The organism is Stenotrophomonas sp. TWI1149 (assembly GCF_039673155.1).
Lineage (GTDB): Bacteria > Pseudomonadota > Gammaproteobacteria > Xanthomonadales > Xanthomonadaceae > Stenotrophomonas > Stenotrophomonas maltophilia_AA.
Genome location: NZ_JBDJLB010000010.1, coordinates 90176 through 110282 on the forward strand (window position 1 = coordinate 90176; position 20107 = coordinate 110282).

14 protein-coding genes are annotated in these 20107 nt (G+C 69.6%); 4 read left to right on the forward strand and 10 right to left on the reverse strand.

Annotated elements, in window-relative coordinates:
* Positions 1 to 24: 24 nt before the first annotated feature.
* The 3 genes from ABE424_RS12695 to pilG are packed head-to-tail and all read right to left on the reverse strand — an operon-like array spanning position 25 to position 1337.
* Positions 25 to 555 carry a chemotaxis protein CheW gene (locus ABE424_RS12695; RefSeq protein ID WP_088432919.1) on the reverse strand — a complete coding sequence of 177 codons (531 nt, stop codon included), beginning with the start codon at positions 553 to 555 and terminating at the stop codon, positions 25 to 27.
* Entirely contained in the window at positions 555 to 917 is a 363-nt protein-coding gene (locus ABE424_RS12700; protein WP_123730426.1) for a response regulator, read from the reverse strand. Before ABE424_RS12700 ends, ABE424_RS12695 begins: the two co-directional genes overlap by 1 nt.
* Before the next feature lie 18 nt (positions 918 to 935).
* Complete coding sequence (gene pilG, locus ABE424_RS12705; RefSeq protein ID WP_121039045.1) at positions 936 to 1337, reverse strand: twitching motility response regulator PilG; 402 nt, start codon at positions 1335 to 1337, stop codon at positions 936 to 938.
* 246 nt (positions 1338 to 1583) lie between these two features.
* Between pilG and gshB the strand changes: the two genes are divergently transcribed.
* Together gshB and ABE424_RS12715 are read left to right on the forward strand one after the other, a co-directional pair.
* Complete coding sequence (gshB, locus tag ABE424_RS12710; RefSeq protein WP_346478804.1) at positions 1584 to 2534, forward strand: glutathione synthase; 951 nt, start codon at positions 1584 to 1586, stop codon at positions 2532 to 2534.
* A complete protein-coding gene (locus ABE424_RS12715; RefSeq protein WP_346491574.1) occupies positions 2531 to 3418 on the forward strand; it encodes an energy transducer TonB in 888 nt (295 codons plus the stop codon). Before gshB ends, ABE424_RS12715 begins: the two co-directional genes overlap by 4 nt.
* A 116-nt stretch (positions 3419 to 3534) precedes the next feature.
* Here the strand turns inward: ABE424_RS12715 and tsaB are convergent, their stop codons facing one another.
* The 4 genes from tsaB to mrcB are packed head-to-tail and all read right to left on the reverse strand — an operon-like array spanning position 3535 to position 9334.
* Entirely contained in the window at positions 3535 to 4245 is a 711-nt protein-coding gene (tsaB, locus tag ABE424_RS12720) for a tRNA (adenosine(37)-N6)-threonylcarbamoyltransferase complex dimerization subunit type 1 TsaB (protein ID WP_346491573.1), read from the reverse strand.
* Between the two features lie 5 nt (positions 4246 to 4250).
* Entirely contained in the window at positions 4251 to 6308 is a 2058-nt protein-coding gene (locus ABE424_RS12725; protein ID WP_346491572.1) for an ATP-dependent DNA helicase, read from the reverse strand.
* Positions 6309 to 6349: 41 nt separating this feature from the next.
* A complete protein-coding gene (locus tag ABE424_RS12730; protein WP_346491571.1) occupies positions 6350 to 6877 on the reverse strand; it encodes a hypothetical protein in 528 nt (175 codons plus the stop codon).
* A 15-nt stretch (positions 6878 to 6892) separates the two neighbouring features.
* Positions 6893 to 9334 (reverse strand): penicillin-binding protein 1B, encoded by a 2442-nt coding sequence (mrcB, locus tag ABE424_RS12735; protein WP_346491570.1) that lies wholly within the window; start codon positions 9332 to 9334, stop codon positions 6893 to 6895.
* Between the two features lie 96 nt (positions 9335 to 9430).
* Between mrcB and ABE424_RS12740 the strand changes: the two genes are divergently transcribed.
* The gene (locus ABE424_RS12740; protein WP_346491569.1) at positions 9431 to 11530 is read left to right on the forward strand and encodes a glycosyltransferase; all 2100 of its coding nucleotides are present in this window, start codon (positions 9431 to 9433) and stop codon (positions 11528 to 11530) included.
* Here ABE424_RS12740 and ABE424_RS12745 read toward each other — a convergent pair.
* The gene (locus ABE424_RS12745; protein ID WP_346491568.1) at positions 11527 to 13089 is read right to left on the reverse strand and encodes a hypothetical protein; all 1563 of its coding nucleotides are present in this window, start codon (positions 13087 to 13089) and stop codon (positions 11527 to 11529) included. The two genes, ABE424_RS12740 and ABE424_RS12745, sit on opposite strands and share 4 nt — an antisense overlap.
* A 29-nt stretch (positions 13090 to 13118) precedes the next feature.
* Positions 13119 to 15272, reverse strand: a complete 2154-nt coding sequence (locus ABE424_RS12750) for a bifunctional (p)ppGpp synthetase/guanosine-3',5'-bis(diphosphate) 3'-pyrophosphohydrolase (protein ID WP_346478812.1) — start codon at positions 15270 to 15272, stop codon at positions 13119 to 13121.
* A gap of 132 nt (positions 15273 to 15404) precedes the next feature.
* Here ABE424_RS12750 and ABE424_RS12755 point away from each other — a divergent pair, with 132 nt between their 5' ends.
* Positions 15405 to 15929 (forward strand): hypothetical protein, encoded by a 525-nt coding sequence (locus ABE424_RS12755; protein WP_346478813.1) that lies wholly within the window; start codon positions 15405 to 15407, stop codon positions 15927 to 15929.
* Between the two features lie 42 nt (positions 15930 to 15971).
* Here the strand turns inward: ABE424_RS12755 and hrpA are convergent, their stop codons facing one another.
* On the reverse strand, positions 15972 to 20075 hold the full coding sequence (gene hrpA, locus ABE424_RS12760; protein ID WP_346491567.1) for an ATP-dependent RNA helicase HrpA: 4104 nt from the start codon (positions 20073 to 20075) through the stop codon (positions 15972 to 15974).
* Between the last annotated feature and the right edge of the window lie 32 nt (positions 20076 to 20107).

Below are 20107 nucleotides of genomic sequence, written 5' to 3' on the forward strand. Positions count from 1 at the left end.
ATACGGAGAGACAGGCGCCTGCGGTCAGGCCGCGGCCTGCCTGAATTCGGGGGTACGCGACAGCAGCGACAGCGAGAACACGCCCCAGTCATGGCCATCGCCGTGGAAGGCGCGGTCGATGAAATGCGCATAGCGGCCGGTGGCCAGATCGCCGGCGACGATGTCCTGGTCCAGCTCGAAGCTGCGCTGGCCGAACAGTTCATCGATGGTCAGCGCCACGTCGCCGCCGGCCTGACGCATGATCAGCACGCGCTGGCCCTCCTGCTGCACGGTGCGCTCGCCTTCCAGGAAGAACTTCAGGTCCACCACCGGGAACAGGTTGCCGCGCAGGTTGCCGACGCCCAGCAGCCACGGCTGTGCGCCGGGCACCGGGGTGATCGGCGGCATCGGCACGATTTCCACCACCTCGCGGAAGTCCGAGACCAGCCGGCGCTTGCCGACCCGGTAGCCGACGCCACGCCACAGGTCCTGCGAGAACTGCCGCTCGGGCAGCTGCACGGCATGGGCCAGGCTGCGCCGTTCGTAAGCCTGGAGGATGTCGAAAGGAGAGCGCATCAGACCACCAACTGGTTGATCCGCGCGATCAGTTCCTCCTCGCGCGGCGGCTTGACGATGTAGTCGGCCGCCCCCTGGCGCAGCCCCCACGCCTTGTCGGTTTCCATCGCCTTGGTGCTGACGATGACCACCGGGATGTGCTTGATGGCCGCGTCGCGCGCCATCGCGCGGGTGGCCTGGAAGCCACTCATGCCCGGCAGGACCACGTCCATCAGTACCAGCTGCGGCGACTGCTCGCGCACGAGCTTGAGCCCGTCCTCGGCGTTGTCCGCTTCCAGGACTTCATGACCGGCCTTGGTCAACCACTGCGTGAACACCGCACGGTCGGTCGGTGAATCCTCGATCAGTACGATTCGAGCCATTGTGCCTTTCCCCCCTGGTCAGGCGTTGACGTATGTGCGGATGGCACCCAGCAGTTCTTCACGCGTGAATGGCTTGGTCAGGTACTGCTCCGAGCCGACGATGCGGCCGCGCGCCTTGTCGAACAGGCCGTCCTTGGAGGACAGCATGATCACCGGCGTCGACTTGAACAGCTGGTTGCCCTTGATCAGCGCACAGGTCTGATACCCGTCCAGCCGCGGCATCATGATGTCCACGAAGATGATCTGCGGCTGTTGGTCGGCGATCTTGGCCAAGGCCTCGAAGCCATCGGTCGCGGTCACCACCTCGCAGCCTTCCCGCTTCAGCAGGGTTTCCGCAGTCCTGCGGATGGTCTTCGAATCATCGATGACCATCACGCGCAGCCCTGCGAGTTCCCCACCCGCAGCCATGTATTCAGTCATTACCTTTCCCCAAGCGCGCGACGCTTGCCAGATCCCCGGCGTCGCTGCGAAAGCGTATCTATATCCCAATACCGGCGCGCGCTTCAAGCAGACCCACCGCGGCCCCGCCGCCAGCGGCCCGGGAGGCGCCCGTCCCGCGCCGTTTGCGCAAACCCGGACCGGCCGGACACTGCGTTCCGGCCCCCGGGGCGGGCATTGCCGGGCCTTTGTCGCTACCATCATCGGCCTGCCCGCCAGGTTGCGACCATGCCGTTGAATGTCATCGTGGTGATGGACCCCATCGCCCATATCAAGATTGCCAAGGACACCACCTTCGCGATGCTGCTGGAAGCCCAGCGCCGCGGCCATGCCCTGCACTACGTCAGCCCCGGCGGGCTGGCCCTGCGCGACGGCCAGGCCATCGCCCGCACCGCCCCGCTGCAGGTGCGCGAGGACAAGAACGACTGGTTCACCCTGGGCGAGTTCAGCCAGACGGTCTTCGGCCCCGGCCAGGTCGTGCTGATGCGCAAGGATCCGCCGGTCGATGCCGAATTCATCTACGACACCCACGTGCTCAGCGTCGCCCAGCAGGCTGGTGCGATGGTGGTCAACGACCCGCAGGGCCTGCGTGATTACAACGAGAAGCTGGCTGCCCTGCTGTTCCCGCAGTGCTGCCCGCCGACCCTGGTCAGCCGCCGCAACGCCGACCTGAAGGCCTTCGTGCTCGAACATGGTCAGGCCGTGCTCAAGCCGCTGGACGGCATGGGCGGGCGTTCGATCTTCCGCAGCGGCACCGGCGACCCGAACCTCAACGTGATCCTGGAAACCCTGACCAACGGTGAGCGCACGCTGGCCCTGGCGCAGAAGTTCATCCCGGACATCACCGCCGGCGACAAGCGCATCCTGCTGGTCGATGGCGAGCCGGTCGACTACTGCCTGGCACGGATTCCGCAGGGCGATGAGTTCCGCGGCAACCTGGCCGCCGGCGGCCGCGGCGAAGGCCGCCCGCTGAGCGAGCGCGACCGCTGGATCGCCGCCCAGGTCGGGCCGGAAATGAAGCGCCGCGGCATGCGCTTCGTCGGCCTGGACGTGATCGGTGACTACCTGACCGAAGTCAACGTCACCAGCCCCACCTGCGTGCGCGAGCTGGATGCCCAGTTCGGGCTGAACATCGCCGGCACCCTGTTCGACGCGATCGAGGCCGGCCTGCCGCGATGAGCGCCAGCGTCGTCCCGGTGCCGACGTGGCAGGCGCGCGAATCCCAGCGGCTGGGCGCGACCCTGACGCTGTCGGTGCTCGTGCATGCGCTGCTGATCCTCGGCGTCGGTTTCGCGGTCAGCGACAGCGCGCCGCTGGTGCCGACCCTGGATGTGATCTTCAGCCAGACCCAGACCCCGCTGACGCCCAAGCAGGCCGATTTCCTGGCACAGGCCAACCAGCAGGGCGGTGGCGACCACGACAAGGCCCAGCGCCCGCGCGACAACCAGGCCGGGATCGTGCCGCAGGCGCAGGCCGGGTTGTCGCCGGTGCCGCAGCAGCGCCAGGAGGCCGCCAGCGTGCCGCCGCCGCAGACCCGCGTGGTCAACAGCCGCAATGGCACCGACACCATCGCCGAGGCGCAGCCACAGCCGCTGCCGGAGCAGCCCCGCCCGGACGCGCCGATGACCGCGCGCGAGCAGCGTGACGTGGAGATGGCGCGGCTGGCAGCGGAAGTACATCTGCGCTCGGCGCAGTACGCCAAGCGCCCGAACCGCAAGTTCGTCTCGGCCAGCACCCGCGAATATGCCTACGCCAACTATCTGCGCGCATGGGTCGACCGCGCCGAGCGGGTCGGCAATCTGAACTACCCCGATGAGGCCCGCGCCCGCCGGCTCGGCGGCCAGGTCGTGATCACGGTCGGGGTGCGACGCGATGGCACGGTGGAGAGCGCGCGCATCCTGCAGTCCAGCGGCACGCCGTTGCTGGATGAAACCGCGCTGCGGGTGATCACCCTGGCCCAGCCGTTCCCGCCGCTGCCCAGGACCGAGGATGCCATCGACATCCTGCAGGTGACCCGCACCTGGGTGTTCCTGCCGGGTGGTGAGCTGCGCGACGACCGCTGATCGGGCGCACGGCGCGGATCAAGCGCAGAGCGCAGCCACGCATGGCGTGGCTCTACCGTGCTGGACGCATGGCCGGTAGAGCCACGCCATGCGTGAGCCTTACGAGCTGACCTGCTTCACGAGGCGGCCAGCTTCGCGGCCCGTGCGGCCTGCTGTTCCACCAGGGTCAGCGCCACGTTGTCGCGCAGATAGGCCGGCTCCACCCGCTCCGGCGCCATGCCCTCGCCGCGCTGGAAGGCCGGTACCGCCAGCGCCAGCACATCGGACGCACGCGGCAGTGCCAGCGCATCCACGCCGGTCAGCTGATCGGCCAGCCGCGTGGCCAGTACGCCCTCGGCCGCGCCGAAGCCGGTGCCGACGCCGAACCAGCGCGTGCTCTCGGGCAGCGCCACGGCCTCCGGCGCACAGACGATTTCCTCGCCCTGCAGCTGCCACTGCCCGTCCACCCGGATGTGGCGCGCCGCATACACCTCGCCCATCCGCGCATCGATGCTGGCCAACACGTGATCGGCCTCGGCCGGTGCGCGCAGTGCCAGCGCCTGCAGCGTGGAGACCGGGATCAAAGGGCGATCCAGCGCAAGGGCGATGCCCTGCGCGATCGCGATCGCCAGCCGCACGCCGGTGAACGCGCCCGGGCCACGCCCCAGCGCGATCGCGTCCAGCTGCGAACGCGCCACGCCCGCCTCGGCCAGCAGCGCCTCGGCCCAGGGCAGGCTCAGTTCGGCGTGGCGACGCGGAGCGATCTCGAAGCGCTCACTGACCTGCCCATCCACATACAGGGCAACGGAGCAGGCTTCGGTGGCGGTTTCAAAGGCGAGCAGTTTCATGGCGGTCAGAACAGGGAAGTGGGAAAGTCATCGGTGGCCTGCACGGCCTGCACCGGCTGCGCAGACGCAGCCGCAGGTGCGGGCGCGGGTCCAGCGACGGGCCATTGTGGCGCAAAGAAGGCCTGCACATCGCCCAGCGAGCGGGTGCGGCGGAAGGGGGGCAGCGAATCCAGGAAGATCCGCCCGTAGCCGCGGCTGAGCAGCCGCGGGTCGCACAGCACCAGCACGCCGCGATCGGTCTCGCTGCGGATCAAGCGGCCCACGCCCTGCTTGAGCGCGATCACCGCCTGCGGCAGCTGCTCGTCGCGGAACGGATTCCCGCCGTCCCGGCGGATCGCATCCAGCCGCGCTTCGAACACCGGATCGTCCGGCGCGGCGAACGGCAGCTTGTCGATCACCACCACGCTCAGCGCATCACCGACCACGTCCACGCCTTCGCGGAAACTGGCCGAGCCCAGCAGCACCCCGTTGCCGGACTCGCGGAAGCGCTGCAGCAGGGTCGCGCGCGGGGCCTCACCCTGCACGAACAGCGGCCACGGGGCATCGCGCAGCGCCTCGGCCGCTTCGCGCAGCGCGCGATGCGAAGCGAACAGCAGGAACGCCCGGCCGTGCGAGGCCTCCAGCACCGGCGTCAGCGCCCGGATCAACGCGGTGCCGAAGCCGCGTGCAGCCGGATCGGGCAGATCGGTCGGCAGATAGCACAGCGCCTGCCGGGCCCAGTCGAACGGGCTGGGCTGCAGCAGGCTGACCGGATCGTCCAGGCCCAGCCGCTGGGAAATGTGCTCGAACCCACCGTCCACGGTCAGCGTGGCCGAGGTGAATACCCAGGCCGCCATCGAGCGCTGCCGGTGCTCGCGCAGCGGGCCGGACACATCCATCGGCGTGCGCTGGCAACGGAAGCCACGCGGGGTCAGTTCGTACCAGAGCACCTCGGCCGGCGCCGGCGCCTCGTCCGGATCGGTGTCGAAGTCCAGCATCGGTGCGTCGTCGCCGAGCCAGCGCGACAGCCGCGATACGGCTTCCATCGCACGCGCATGGCAGGCATCCAGGCCGGGCGATGCTTCACGCACGCCCGCCAGCGCGTCGCGCAGCTGCACTAGCGTGCTCATCGCCGCATCGAAGCCATCGCGCACCTGCGGTACGGTCAGCGCACGCCACTGCGTGCCGCGCGGCGGCAGGCCATCCATCGCCACGCGCAGGTCGCGCAGGGTCTGTTCGAGTGCGGCAGCCGGCTCCTGCAACGCGGCCTGTGCACCGGCCACGCTGCGGCTCTCGGCCAGGCAGTCGCGTGCCAGCTCCTGCCACGGGCGCATGCCGAAGCCTTCGCCGAAGAAGTTCGCGGCCAGCTCCGGCAACTGATGCGCCTCGTCGATCACGAACGCCTGGGCGCCGGGCAGGATTTCGCCGAAGCCTTCCTGCTTGAGCGCCAGGTCGGCCAGCAGCAGATGATGGTTGACCACCACCACGTCGGCGGCCTGCGCCCGCTGCCGGGCCTGCACGACAAAGCAGTCGTCCCAGAACGGGCACTCGGTGCCGAGGCAGTTGTCGACCGTGGAGGTGACCATCGGGTACAGCGGCGAGTCCTCCGGCAGCGCCTCCAACTCGGCCATGTCGCCGAACTTCGTGCGCCCGGACCAGGCGAGGATGCGCTGGAACTGCGCGACCTGCTCCGGCGAACTGAAGCGCGGTTCGCCGCGCGCCTGCTGCAGCCGATAGCGGCACAGGTAGTTGGCGCGCCCCTTCAACAGGGCGCTGCTGTGGCCCACGCCGAGCGCGGCACGCACGCGCGGCAGATCGCGGTGATACAGCTGGTCCTGCAGCGCGCGGGTACCGGTGGAGATGATGGTCTTGAGCCCGGACAGCAGTGCGGGCACCAGATAGGCATAGGTCTTGCCGGTGCCGGTGCCGGCTTCGGCCAGCAGGACGTCGCGCTGGTCGAACGCTTCGGCGATCGCCGCGGTCAGGCGCAGCTGGGCCGGGCGCGGAACGAAGGCATCGAGCTGGCTGGCGAGCGCCCCGCCCTCACTGAGGGCATCGCGGCTGGCGTGGGCAAGTTGGGACATGACGACAGTGTAGTGCCGGCCGTTGGCCGGCCGGCGCTACATCAATACCGCATGATCCCCGGCACCGTGCAGCCTTCCAGCTGGGCATGCGCCGATGCCGCGTTTTCCTTTTCACCACGGGCCAGACGCGACTGCTCGATGGTCGCCCAATGGCGACGGCACAGCGGGCCGGTCTTCGAGCCCAGTTCGATGGACTTGCGCGCGAACGTTTCCGCTGCCGCCCAGTCGCCCTGCAGCAGCGCGATCTCGGCGCGATCCTGCAGCACCGACGGATCCGAGGCCATGATCGCCAGCGCCTGATCCAGCGCGACCGCGGCGCCGGCCAGATCATTGGCCTGGCGGCGGGCGTGCGCGGCCTGGCGCAGGTCCTCCACTTCGCTGTCGCGCAGCGGCTGCACGGCCAGTTCCTTGTCGTCATTGCCGGCGGCGGCATCCACGGCGGCCAGGCGCTGGGCCGGCGTGGTGGTGTCGACCGGGGCCTTCACGACCGGGGGCGGCGTGACGCAGGCCGCCAGGGCCAGGCACAGCGTGGCAAGCGAAGCGGAACAGATCAGGAATCGGGTGGTCATGCAGGCAGGCCTCGATCAGGGTTGACGCGCGGGGGTGGCGGCCGGTGCATTCTGCGCCGGTTCGGGGGCGGGCTCGGGCTTTTTCTCCAGGCCGAACCAGCTGCGCCAGCCACCGCCTTCACTCTGTTCGCCGCCCTCGCCTTCCGGCAACGCGCTCGGCGCGGTACACGGCACGTAGGCCGGGGTGTAGCCGACCACGAACGGGAAGCGACGCGCGCCCGGGCAGCTTTCATCGGTGGTGGCCGTGCCGCTGGCTTCCACGTACTGCCAGTCCAGGCCCTTGTTGCTCACCTTCAGCGGCGAGCTCGGCAGGCGCTGGAAGATGCCCGACCAGACCCGCATCGAGCCGGTGGCGCCATACAGCCCCGCTTGTTCGTTCTGGTCGTTGCCCATCCAGATCACTGCCAGATGGTCACCGGTGTAGCCGGCGTACCAGCTGTCGCGGCCGTCGTTGGTGGTGCCGGTCTTGCCGGCCGGTTGCAGGCGGCCCAGGCCGTCGGCATTGAGGCGCTGTGCGGTACCACTGGCCACGACCTGCTGCAGGCCGATGCTGATCAGGTTTGCGGCGATCGAGTCGCCTTCCTGGGCCGGCGCCGGCGTCTTGTCATAGCGCTTCATCAGCTTGCCCTGCGGGTCGAGCACGCCGCGCACCGCATGCAGCGGCTGGATTTCGCCACCGGAGGCCAGGAACTGGTACAGCTGGGCCATCGCGTAGGGGCTCTGGTCCGTGGAACCCAGGATCACCGCCGGATTGGGATCGGCCTTGAGACCGGCAAGGACATGGATCAACTGCGTGACCCGCTCCGGGCCGACCTGCATCCCGACCCGTACCGTGGCCTGGTTGTAGGAATGGGCCAGCGCATCGATCAGGCGGACGGTGCCGTGGCTGCGGTTGTCCGCATTGCCGGGCGACCACTGCTTGCCGCGGCTCAGCTGCACCGTCACTGGTGAATCGTCGACCCAGCTGGACAGCGAATAGCGGTCCGGCTGCGCCAGCGCCAGCAGGTAGACGAACGGCTTGAGCAGCGAACCGACCGGACGCTGGGCCTCGATGGCGCGGTTGAAACCGGGTTCGGAGACATCGCGGCTGCCGACCACGGCCAGCACGTCGCCGTTGTGCACGTCGGTCAGCACCAGGCCGGCCTGCAGTGCGGGACGACGTTTGCTCTCCAGCGATGTGATGGTCTTGGTGACCGCGCCTTCGGCATACGCCTGCGCCGACGGCGCCATGCCGGTCATGACGCTCAGGCCCGCGCCCTGCAGCACCGACTCGGGATAATCGTGGCCGAGCTGGCGACGGACCAGATCCACGTACGCCGGGAAACGGTTGGCCGCGATCAGGCCCGGGGTCTTGGGCACGCCCAGCGGCGCATCGACCGCACGCTTGTACTCGGCATCGTCGATCAGGTTGGCTTCGCGCAGCTTGCCCAGCACGAAGTTGCGCCGGTCCAGCGCGCGTTCGGGGTTGCGGCGCGGGTCGTAATAGGACGGCCCCTTGACCAGGCCGATCAACAGCGCGACGTGTTCGGTATTGAGCGAGGCGAGGTCGCGACCGAACCAGAACTCCGCGCCCGAGGACATGCCGTGGATCGCCTGGCTGCCGCGCTGGCCCAGGTACACCTGGTTGAGGTAGGCCTCCAGGATGGTGCGCTTGTCGTAGCGCGCCTCCATGATCAGCGCGTACAGGACCTCGTTGAACTTGCGGGTGACGGTCTGCTCTTTGCCGATCCCGAGCAGGCCGCTGCGGGCCAGCTGCTGGGTCAGGGTCGAGGCGCCCTGGCGGCTCTGGCCACCGGAACGCACGGTCACCCAGATCGCGCGGGCGATGCCGCTCAGATCGATGCCGTGATGGCGGTTGAAGTCCTTGTCCTCCACCGCCTGCAGGCCGGTGACCAGCAGTTCGGGGGTCTCTTCGATCCGGACCAGCCGGCGCTCTTCCTGCTTCTGGCCATACAGCGTCGCGATCCGGGCCGGATCCAGGCGCGCGGCCTTCAGGGCCTTGCGGCTGTCGGGGTCGCGCAGCGAAGCGATCGACCCGCCGGACAGGCTCAGCTCGACCCGGCGCGGGGCGACCCGGCCGTCGACGTCGTTATAGCCGCGGCTGGAGATGACGAAGCGGCCGCCTTCCTGCGAATACGTGGCCGGCGATTTGCCGATCCCGTCATCGCGGTAGGCCGAGGCCGCCAGCTCGGTCTTGAGCGTGGCCGCATCCATCGCCACCCCGGGCGCCAGCGCCAGCGGGCGCGCATAGACCCGGGTGGGAATCTGCCAGCGCAGCTCGCCGAAGCGCTGGGTGACCTGTTGGTTCAGGTACACCGTATAGGGGATCAGAAAGCCCAGCCCGAGCGCGACAGCTGCCATGCCCCAGGTGATCAACCGGCGCCGCCACAGCGGGCCGCGGCTTTCGGTGTCGTCGTCGAACTCGTCGATGTCGTCGGAATCGTAGCGTCGGGGCACGGGGATGCGAGAATATGAAGTCCGGCGAGTCTAACGCAGCCGCCGCGAGCGGCGCGTTCTCCCGGGTTCCCCCGCTTAAGCTGGAGTTGCAACGGGATGTCGATGTCCTTGGCCGATGCTCGCTATTTCCTGAACCGCATGCTCGGCCTGTTCCGTCGCAGTCTGGCCAGCCTGCGCACCCGGGGCTGGCGCGCTACCTGGCAGCGGATCCGGGTCCACACCCAGGCCGTGCCGGCCCCGCGCGGCGCGCCGCTGTACCTGCCCGCGGCCACGCCGTTCGCGCCGTTCACGGTCCCGACCAGCGAACGCCCGGTGGTCAGCATCGTGATTCCGGTCTACAACCACGCCGCGCACACCCTTGCCTGCCTGCGGGCGCTGGCTGCCCATCCGCCGCTGGTCGACTGCGAGATCCTGGTGGTGGATGACGGCAGCAGCGATGAGACCACGACCTGGATGCCGCGGATCGGCGGCCTGCGCTATGAGGTGCGGGCGGCCAACGGCGGCTTCATCGAGGCCTGCAACGACGGCGTCGCGCGTTCGCGCGGCCAGTATGTGGTCCTGCTCAACAACGACACCGTGCCGCAACCGGGCTGGCTCGATGCCCTGCTCGCCACCTTCGCACGGGTGCCGCGCGCAGGCCTGGTCGGCGCACAGCTGCTCTATCCCGACGGCCGCCTGCAGGAATCGGGCGGGGTGATCTTCCAGGACGGCAGCGGCTGGAGTTATGGCCGCTTCGAGTCGCCCGAGGATCCCCGCTACAGCGCGCTGCGCGACGCCGACTACTGCTCCGGCGCGGCACTGATGATCCCGCGCGCCCTGTGGGACGAACTCGGCGGCTTCGATCTGCGCTACAAGCCGGCCTACTACGAAGATACCGACCTGGCGTTCGCGGTCCGCGCCAGTGGCCACCGCGTGCTGGTGCAGCCGGCCAGCCGCGTGGTGCATGACGAAGGCACCAGCAACGGCACCGATACCGGCAGCGGGATCAAGGCGTACCAGGTCCGCAACCGCAGCGTGTTCGCGGCGAAATGGGCCGAGGCACTGCAGGCGCAGCCCGCGGTGGGCAGCGTGCCCTCGCCGGCGCTGCTGCACCGCACCCAGCGCCAGGTCCTGATCCTGGATGAGGAAGTGCCGCAGCCGGACCGCGATTCGGCCTCGCTGCGCCAGTACAACCTGATCCGGATGCTGCTCGACGACGGCATCCACGTGGTGTTCGTGCCGACCCGGCGCGAGCATGGCGGCGCGGCCACCGAGGCGCTGCAGGCGCTCGGCGTTGAAGTCTGGTACGCCCCCTATCTGGTCGGCGTGGCGCCGTGGCTGCGCGCCAACGGTGCCCGCTTCGACGTGGCGATGATGGTGCGCTACCACGTCGCCCACGAGTGCCTGCCGCTGCTGCGCAGCTTCGCGCCGCAGGCCCGCACCGTGTTCGACACGGTCGACCTGCATTACCTGCGCGAGCGTCGTGGGGCCGAGATCGCCGGCGACGCCGGCCTGCTGCGCAACGCCGAGCGCACCCGTGCGCGCGAGCTGGCGGTGATGGAGCAGGTGGATGTGACCGTACTGGTCAGCGCCGCCGAGCGCGAACAACTGCGTATCGATGCACCGACCGCCATGGTCGAACTGATTTCCAACCTGCATGAAGTGGCCGGGGCGGGCCCGGACTGGGCCGAGCGGCGCGACCTGGTGTTCGTCGGCGGCTTCCGCCATCCGCCGAACCTGGATGCGATGCAGTGGTTCATCGGCGACGTGTTCGCGCGGATCCGCGCACAGCTCCCCGACATCCGTTTCCACTGCATCGGCGCGGCGGTGCCGGACACGCTGCGCGACCTCGCCGCGACCCAGCCGGGGGTGGAGATCCATGGCTTCGTGCCAGACGTGGTGCCGTACATGGATGGCGTCCGCATCGCGGTCGCACCGCTGCGCTTCGGCGCCGGTGTCAAGGGCAAGGTCAACCTGAGCATGGCGCATGGCCAGCCGGTGGTCGCCACCACCTGCGGCGTGGAAGGCATGCACCTGCGCGATGGCGAGGATGTGCTGGTTGCCGATGATGCCGAGGCGTTCGCGCAGGCCGTGATCCGGCTCTATCAGGACGAGGCGCTGTGGCGCCGGCTTTCGGCCGCCGGTCTGCAGAACATCGTGGACCACTTCTCGCTCGATGCCGCCCGCGCCACCGTGCAGCGGGTGTTCGGGGACTAACTGCCGGCGCCACCGCCGGCACTGCGCAGGCGCTCGGCGAACGCCGGCAGCTCGGGCAGGTCCGGCTGCCAACGGCGGGCCTGCAGCAGCGCCTGCTGCGCGAAGGCGATGTCCCCCGAGCCGAGGCGCTCGCTGCCGATGGCCAGCCAGCGCTGTGCCAGCCGACGCCGTGCGGCCGCCTGGCCCGCCTCGTTGTTCGACAGCGTCTGCCAGGCGTCCAGGCAGGCACCGGCGGCCAGCACACGGTTCTCGCGCAGGCGATCCTCGAAGCACTGCCGGCTTGCCGGCAGCAGACGCCTGGCCGCGGCACGCACCCGCGGATCCTGCGGCGCCACGCCCTGGGCTTCACGCAGGGCGTCATAGGCACTGCGTCCGGGCGGCTCGAGGAACTGGCCACCGCGTTCCGCTTCCTCCAGGCGTGCGAGCAGGCGCTGCAGCGTGCGTTCGCGCTGCGCGCGCGGCACTGCCGGGGTCGTCAGTGCCGCCTGGGAACCGCGGGCCTGCTCGATCGCATGCCGCGTTGCCTCCAGCGCACGTGTGGACGCACCCAGTGTTTCAGCCGCCTGCACGGCCTGCGCGGCCTCGTCGAAGCGGAAGTTGCCGGCCAGCCGCGTCGCGCGTGCCAGTTGCGCATCGGCCACCTGCAGCTGGCCACGGCGCGCGGCAGGATCGTCCGGCAACGCTGAGAGCACCGCGGCGAAGGCCTCCGCCGCGACGTCCAGCTTCTGCCGACGGACCGCGGCTTCGCCGTCCCGCTGGCGGCGCTCCAGCGCATTGTTCACCGCCTCCTGGGTGGCGGGCAGATCGACATGCCCGGCATCGAACCCCCGGGCACTGCGCACCAGCTCCGCCGCGCGTGCGACATCGCCGCGATCGGCGGCGGTGCGTGCCTGCTGCAACAGGTCCGAGAGGGCATCCTCGCGCCCTTCCAGCGCGCGGAGCTGGTTGGGCGACAGGGTGAGCACCTGCTGGAACAATGGCAACGCGCTGTCCGGGCTGCCATCGAGCCGTTGCGCCTGCAGGGCCGCTTCGGCACGGCCGAGCAAGGCACCGATCCCCGCGCGTGCCTGGTCGTGTGCGTGCGGTTGCTGCGCCACCGCGTCGGCGTCGCGCTGCGGCACCTGCAACGCGCGCGCCAGCGCGAGCGCAGCCGTCGCAGCCGGGACGTCGCCACGGTCCAGCGCATCACGGGCCTGCTGGAGGGCGGCCTGGCCGGTGCGGGCCAGGCCGCTGCGCGCCTGCAGGCGGTCGTTGTCCAGCGCCAGCGCCGCCTCGAAGGACTCGCGTGCGCCGCTGCCATCGGCAGCACTCAATCGGCCCGCGGCCAGCGCGCGATCGCCTTGGTCGAGCAGCTGTTCGATCTGCGGCTCGTTCCAGAACCAGTTGGCCAGCGGCCGGCGCAGCAATGCCAGGCCGACGAAGAGCAGCACCGCGACCAGCAGCGCCCAGCGCCAGATCCGCCGCGCATGACGCGCCTGCACCCACCACCAGCGGCCCTCGCGGCGCACGCGTCGCAACGCCTCGTGGGCGGCCTCATGCCTGTCATCGTCCCGGCTCATGGCGCGAGCCTAGCGTGGGGCACGTGAGCTCAGCCTAGACGCCGGGCTTCGCTGACGCCGGGCAGTGCATCGAGCTTGCCCAGCAGGGTGGAGAGCTGCCCGTAGTCGCTGACCTTCAAACGCAGGCGCAGGTGCGCACGGCCGCTGTTGCGGACGTTGTCGCTGTGGATGTCCAGCACGTACGCATCTTCCTGTGCGATCAGGTTGGTGATGTCCTTGAGCAGCCAGCGCCGGTCGACCGCATCGACCACCACGTCCACTTCGTAGCCACCACCGGCCTGGCCCCACTCCACCGGCAGGATGCGCTGCGGACTGGCGGCCGCCAGCCGCGCCAGCGCGGCGCAGTCGGTGCGGTGCACGGTCACGCCGCGCGCACGCGTGAGGTAGCCCACGATCGGCTCACCGGCCACCGGCTGGCAGCAGCGCGCCAGCTGCACCAGCAGATTGCCCACGCCCTGGACGGTGAAGTCGGCACTGCGCACGCTGTCGCGCCGCGCGGTCGGGCGTGGCAGGACCGGCGCGGCCGGCTGGCTGGCGGCACGTTCGGCTTCCAGCAAGGTGCGGCTGACCTGGTTCGGCCCGGTATCGCCCAGCGCCACCTGGATGTACAGATCATCGACGCTGTCGGCGTGGAACTTCTTCACCGCGATGGCCAGGTCGGCGTGCTGCAGGCCGAGGCGCTTGAGTTCGCGCTCGAGCAGCTCGCGGCCGGCCAGCACGTTGCGCGCGCGGTCCAGCTTGTGGAACCAGCCACGCACCTTCTCGCGCGAGCGGTTGCTGGCCAGGAAACCGCTGGAGGCCAGCAGCCAGTCGCGCCGGGGATCGGCTTCCTTGCCGGTCAGGATCTCGACCCGGTCGCCGCTGCGCAGGCGGTAGGTCAACGGCACGATGCGGCCATTGACCTTCGCGCCACGGCAGCGGTGCCCGACCATGGTGTGCACGTGGTAGGCGAAATCCAGCGGCGTGGCGCCCTGCGGCAGGTCCATCACCTCGTCCTTGGGGCTGAGCGCGTAGACCCGGTCCTCGGTCAGCTCGGCGTCGAGCGCGCCGGCCAGTTCGCCGCCATGTCCTTCCTGGGAGTGCTCCAGCAGCTGGCGCATCCAGGTGATCTTGCGGTCGAAGGCCTTCTCCGCACCCTTGCTGCCTTCCTTGTAGCGCCAGTGCGCGGCCACGCCGAGCTCGGCCTGCGCGTGCATGTCGTGGGTACGGATCTGCACTTCGATGGTGCGCCCTTCCGGGCCGACCACGGCGGTATGCAGCGAGCGGTAGTCGTTGGCCTTCGGGCGGGCGATGTAGTCGTCGAACTCGCTCGGCACCGGGGCCCACAGGGCATGCACCACGCCCAGCGCGGCGTAGCAGGCGGCCACGTCATCGACCATCACGCGCACGGCGCGGATGTCGTAGAGCTGCTCGAAGGCCAGCCGCTTTTTCTGCATCTTCCGCCAGATGCTGTAGATGTGCTTCGGGCGGCCGCTGACCTCGGCGCGGATGCCCTGGGCCATCAGCTCACGCGACAGCGCTTTCTTGACGCCCTCGACATACCGCTCGCGGGCCAACCGGGTTTCGTCGACCTCGCGGGCGATGCGGCGGTAGGTGTCCGGTTCCAGGTGGCGGAACGCCAGGTCTTCCAGTTCCCACTTCAGCTGCCAGATGCCGAGCCGGTTGGCCAGCGGCGCGTGGATGTCGCGGGTGAGCTGGGCGAGTGCGCGCCGCTCTTCCGCGGGCAGCCGATCCGCACCGCGCATGCGGGCCAACTGGCGGGCCAGCAGGATCGGCACCACGCGCAGATCGCGGATGATGGACAGCAGCAGGCGACGCAGGCCTTCGCTGTTGCGCCCGGCCTCGCGCCCGGCGTGCAGCGCCCACACCTGGTCGGCGGCGTCCAGGCCGTCGAGCAGGCCGACCACCACCGGCTTGAGCGCGCCGACCGGCAACGCGTCCAGCCCGGCGCGCAGCCAGGGCAGATCGAACAACAGCGTGGCCAGCAATGCCGACTCGTCGGCCGACAGCAACGACAGCGCATCCAGGGTGTCGGCCAGCACCGACCAGCCTGCACGCATATCCAGATCGGCCTCGGGCTGTTGCCAGCGCTGCAGCAACGCGTCGCGCAGTTCAGCCGGCAGCGAGGCCACCGAGGGTCGGTTCAACAAGGCATCCAGGCCGGGGGCAGAAGCGCGGTTCACAGCATCGTACAGACAAGACAGAGGCCACCTACACTAGCGCCGCAGCGCCCAACCGACAATCGCCGTCGCCGGCATGTGCACATGCCGGGGCGCTGGCACTACACTGCGGCCATCCCTAGGAGAAACCCTGCCATGCGCTATTCCCGTCTGCGGTTGTTGGCCTGTGCGGCCGTTCTGATGAGTCTTTCGCTGCCGGCCCTGGCCCAGCGCGTGGTCGACGGCGATCTCCAGCAGCAGATGTCGCCGGCCGAATTCAAGGCGGCCGGACTGGACAAGCTGAGCCCGCAGGAAATGGCCTCGCTCAACAACTGGCTGCAGGGCAAGGTGGCCGCGGCAGCCGCCGATGCACGCGAGCAGGTGCGCGAGCAGGCCCGCGAAGAAGGCCGCCAGGAGGTGATCGTCAAGAACCGTGGCTTCTTCGACTTCGGCAGCAAGGACCCCATCAACAGCACGCTGCCTGGCGAGTTCACGGGCTTCGGCAAAGGGCGCACGTATACCCTCGCCAATGGACAGGTGTGGGAGCAGACCGATGCGGTGACCGTGGGCGGCGTGCGCAAGACCGACGCGAACGTCTCGGTCATTCCGGGCATTTCCAGTGTGTGGTATCTGCGCGTGGAAGGCATCAACACCCGCGCCAAGGTCCGCCGCGTCAAGTAATCCCTGCGCCCCGTGCCACATCGGCACGGGGCGTTGGCCGGATCAGGCGGCCTGCAGCGCAGCCACGCGCTGGGCCAGTTTCTTGGCCGATATGCCGGTCCTGGCACCCAGCTCCTGGGCAAACAGCGAGACCCGCAGCTCTTCCAGATCCCAACGCAGGTCCTGCCACTGCGGCCGCGCGCGCAGTCCACGTGCATCGGCCTGCGCCAGGGCATCGACGAACGGGCGCAGTTCCAGCATCCGCGCCTGATCGCGCGGCGGATCGCGCTTGGCGCGCTCGGTGCGCAGGATCATCGCGCGCAGATAGCGCGGGTACTGCGCCAGTGCATCGGCCGGCGTCTCACGCAGGAACCCGGGATGGACCAGGGCGGCAAGCTGCTGCTCCATGTCGTCCAGGTTGCCACGCGCCCAGCCCATCAGCGGCGCTTCCAGCTGCGGCTTCAGTTCAGCCACGTGCGCCAGGATGTTCTCGGCCAGTTTCAGGCGCGCCATCGCCTCGCCGAACAACGCCTTGCCCGCCTCCGCACTGCGCTTGGCGAACGCGGCCGGATCGCGGATATCGCCCAGGCCCTCGGCGAGCACGGCATTCATCGCCGCATCGACCAGATCGCCACGCAGGCGCTCCTGCGATTCGATCGCGGCATACAGCAGGCCGGTCTTGGGCGGCACCGGCAACTGCTTGCGCGCGTGTTTGGCCTTGTCGGCCAGCGCGATCTCCAGCAGGCGACGCACGCCGCGCGGATGCTGTTCCAGCGCCTCGTTGCGGTCGGCGAAAATCTTCAACGCGGCGGTTTCGCCCTGGTCCACCAGCGCCGGGTAGGCCGGCACGCCGGCTTCGCCGGGCACCTGCAGCGGGATGGGGCTGGCGGGGAAATCGCGTAGTTCCTCCGCCGCCAGCGCGCGCCCGGCGCGTGCGGCGAAGGCATCACCGGCCTTCGCCCCGAAGCGCGCACGCAGCGCGTCCAGATCGCGCGAGGTCGCCAGCACCTTGCCATCCGCATCGCGCAGGCGCAGGTTCATGCGCAGGTGCGGCTCCAGCGAGGCGTCGTCGAAATCCGTGGCGGCCAGCTTGGCACCGGTGGCGCGCGACAGGAACCGCGCCAGTTCGCCCCGGATGTCATCGGCGGTGGGTTCGGCGAACGCTTCGGCAAACGCACGCCCGAAGTCCGGTGCCGGCACGTAGTTGCGTCGCATCGCCTTGGGCAGGCTGCGGATCAACGCGGCGGCCTTGTCCGCGACGAAGCCGGGGGCCAGCCACGACAGGCGCGCCGGGTCCAGCGCGTTGAGCAGGTGCAGCGGCACCTCCAGGGTCACGCCATCTTCGTCGGCGCCCGGCTCGAAGGTGTAGTGCAGCGGCAACCGTGCGTCGCCCAGCGGCAGGTACGTGGGATAACGCTCGGCATCGCTGCCTTCGCCCGGCAGCAGATCGGCCAGCGTCCACGACAACGCGCGGCGTTTCTCCGGCGCCAGTGCCTTCCACCAGGTATCCAGGCCCATCGCCGAATGGATCTCGGCCGGAATGCGGTCCAGGTACCAGCGCGCCTGCCAGCCCTCATCGGCGACGATGCCGGCGCGGCGCAGTTTGGCTTCTTCTTCGCGCGCCTGCTCCAGTACCTTGAGGTTGTCGGCAACGAAGCCGGCGCGGGTGTTGATTTCGCCGGTCACCAGGGCCTGGCGCACGAAGATGTCGTGCGCCTCGCCCGGCGCGATGCGGCCGTAGTGCACCGGCTTCTTCGGTGCCAGCACCAGACCGAACAGGCTGATCTGCTCCGAGGCCAGCACCTGGCCCTGCGCGCGCGACCAGTGCGGGTCGAAGTGCTTGCGCAGCAGCAGGTGCGGAAGTTCGTTGATCACCCAGTCGGGCTCGATCGCGGCATTGGTCAGGCCCCAGATTTTCTGGGTGTCCAGCAGCGTCGCGGTCAGCAGCCACGGCGGCGGCCGCTTCGCCAGGGTCGAGCCCGGGAACGGCAGGAAACGGCGCTGGCGCGGTGCCAGGAAGTCGCCCTTCTCGCTGCGGTGGCCGATCTGCGTGGGCAGGCCGGCGATCAGCGCGCGGTGCAGGGTCTGGTAGGCGGCGGCGCGGACTTTGTCGCTGAAGGCGTTGCGCGCCTCGGTGTCGGCACCCTTGACCGATGCCGGCGTGCTCTCTGCCGGCGCCGGCTCGGATTTCCCTTCGCGGGCCAGGCGCGCGGCACGGTGCTGCTGACCGCGCGTCGCCTTGATCTTCGCCTCGTCATCGCGCGCCGGTGCAGGCGCGGACGAACCGGCCAGCAGCGGTGCCAGGGAGGTCTCGGCCGCTTCTTCCGTCCAGCCCAGCTCCTCGCACAGCACGCGCAGCTGGCGATGCAGCTCTCGCCACTCGCGCATGCGCAGGAAGCCGAGGAAATGCCGCCCGCACCAGTCGCGCAGCTTGGACTGGGTCAGGTCTTCGTGGGCCTGGCGGTAGCCGTCCCACAGGCGCAGCACGCCGACGAACTCCGAGCGGCCATCGGCGAACAGCGCATGCGCGTTGTCGGCGGCGGCGCGCGCTTCCGGCGGGCGCTCGCGCGGGTCCTGGATGCCCAGGAACGAGGCGATCACCAGCATCGGCCGGAGGCAGCCCTGGGCCTGCGCGGCAACCAGCATGCGGGCCAGTTTGACGTCCACCGGCAGGCGCGCCATCTGGCGGCCGATCGGGGTCAGGCGGCGCTCCGCATCGACCGCGCCCAGCTCACCCAGCTGCTGCCAGCCATCGGCGATGGCGCGCTCATCCGGTGCTTCCAGGAACGGAAAATCCTCGATCTTGCCGAGGCCGAGCTGCAGCATCCGCAGGATCACCCCGGACAGGCTGGAGCGGCGGATTTCCGGATCGGTGAATTCCGGGCGTGACTGGAAATCCGCCTCGGAATACAGCCGGTAGCAGATGCCCTCGGACACACGGCCGCAACGGCCCTTGCGCTGGTTGGCGCTGGCCTGCGAGACCGCTTCGATGTGCAGCCGATCCAGCTTCTGCCGCGGGCTGTACCGCTTGATGCGCGCAAAACCGGGGTCGATCACATAGCGGATGCGCGGCACTGTCAGCGAGGTCTCCGCGACGTTGGTGGCCAGCACGATGCGACGGTTCGCACCCGGGTTGAAGACCAGGTCCTGGTCCTTCACCGACAGCCGCGCGTACAGCGGCAGCACGTCGGTCCCGCGGTATTTGCGCCGCTCCAGCGACTGGTGCGCATCGCGGATTTCGCGCTCGCCCGGGAAGAACAGCAGGATGTCGCCACGCGGGTCGATGCGGGTGATTTCATCCACCGCCGCGACCACCGCATCATTCACGGTGCGCTCGCCATCGCGGCCGCCCTCGGCCTCGCCACCGCCCTCGCCTTCCAGCGGGCGGTAACGGACCTCCACCGGGAAGGTGCGGCCTTCGACGCTGATCACCGGCGCATCGTCGAAATGCTGGGCGAAGCGCGAGGTGTCGATGGTCGCCGAGGTGACGATCAGCTTCAGGTCCGGGCGCTTCTTCAGCAGCTGCTTGAGATAGCCGAGCAGGAAATCGATGTTGAGGCTGCGTTCGTGCGCCTCGTCGACGATGATCGTGTCGTAGCTGGACAGCCAGCGATCACTGCTGATCTCGGCCAGCAGAATGCCGTCGGTCATGAACTTGATGCGGGTATCGTCACCGACGCGATCGGTGAAGCGCACCTGGTAGCCGACCGTCGTCCCGAGTTCGGACTGCAGCTCCTGCGCGACGCGGGTCGCCACCGCACGTGCGGCAATCCGTCGCGGCTGGGTGCAGCCGATCATGCCGGCGGTGCCGCGGCCGGCGGCCAGGCACAGTTTGGGCAGCTGGGTGGTCTTGCCCGAGCCGGTCTCACCGGCGATCACCACGATCTGATGGTCGCGGATCAGCGCGGTGATGGCCTCGGCTTCACGCGCAATCGGCAGTTGCTCGTCCAGAGTGATGGCCGGCTGATTCAGCGCGCGCGCCTCGCGGCGCTGCACGGACGCCTGCAAGGCCTGCTCGAACGCCGCCGCCAGACCCGCATCCGCCGGTTTGGCCCGCCAACGCGAGAGCATCCCCAGCAAACGACCGCGGTCGCGGCTCATGGCCCCGTTGATCGCGGCCTGCTGCTGGGCCAGGCGTGCTGCTTGTGGTTTTTCGATAGCGCTCATCAATCGATTCGTTTAGAACTTTTGTTTACTAC

Coding starts and splice junctions, on each gene's coding strand:
- ABE424_RS12695 (WP_088432919.1), bottom strand. CDS start 555: ATGCGCTCTCCTTTCGACATCCTCCAGGCTTACGAACGGCGCAGCCTG.
- ABE424_RS12700 (WP_123730426.1), bottom strand. CDS start 917: ATGGCTCGAATCGTACTGATCGAGGATTCACCGACCGACCGTGCGGTG.
- pilG (WP_121039045.1), bottom strand. CDS start 1,337: ATGACTGAATACATGGCTGCGGGTGGGGAACTCGCAGGGCTGCGCGTG.
- gshB (WP_346478804.1), top strand. CDS start 1,584: ATGCCGTTGAATGTCATCGTGGTGATGGACCCCATCGCCCATATCAAG.
- ABE424_RS12715 (WP_346491574.1), top strand. CDS start 2,531: ATGAGCGCCAGCGTCGTCCCGGTGCCGACGTGGCAGGCGCGCGAATCC.
- tsaB (WP_346491573.1), bottom strand. CDS start 4,245: ATGAAACTGCTCGCCTTTGAAACCGCCACCGAAGCCTGCTCCGTTGCC.
- ABE424_RS12725 (WP_346491572.1), bottom strand. CDS start 6,308: ATGTCCCAACTTGCCCACGCCAGCCGCGATGCCCTCAGTGAGGGCGGG.
- ABE424_RS12730 (WP_346491571.1), bottom strand. CDS start 6,877: ATGACCACCCGATTCCTGATCTGTTCCGCTTCGCTTGCCACGCTGTGC.
- ABE424_RS12740 (WP_346491569.1), top strand. CDS start 9,431: ATGTCGATGTCCTTGGCCGATGCTCGCTATTTCCTGAACCGCATGCTC.
- ABE424_RS12745 (WP_346491568.1), bottom strand. CDS start 13,089: ATGAGCCGGGACGATGACAGGCATGAGGCCGCCCACGAGGCGTTGCGA.
- ABE424_RS12755 (WP_346478813.1), top strand. CDS start 15,405: ATGCGCTATTCCCGTCTGCGGTTGTTGGCCTGTGCGGCCGTTCTGATG.
- hrpA (WP_346491567.1), bottom strand. CDS start 20,075: ATGAGCGCTATCGAAAAACCACAAGCAGCACGCCTGGCCCAGCAGCAG.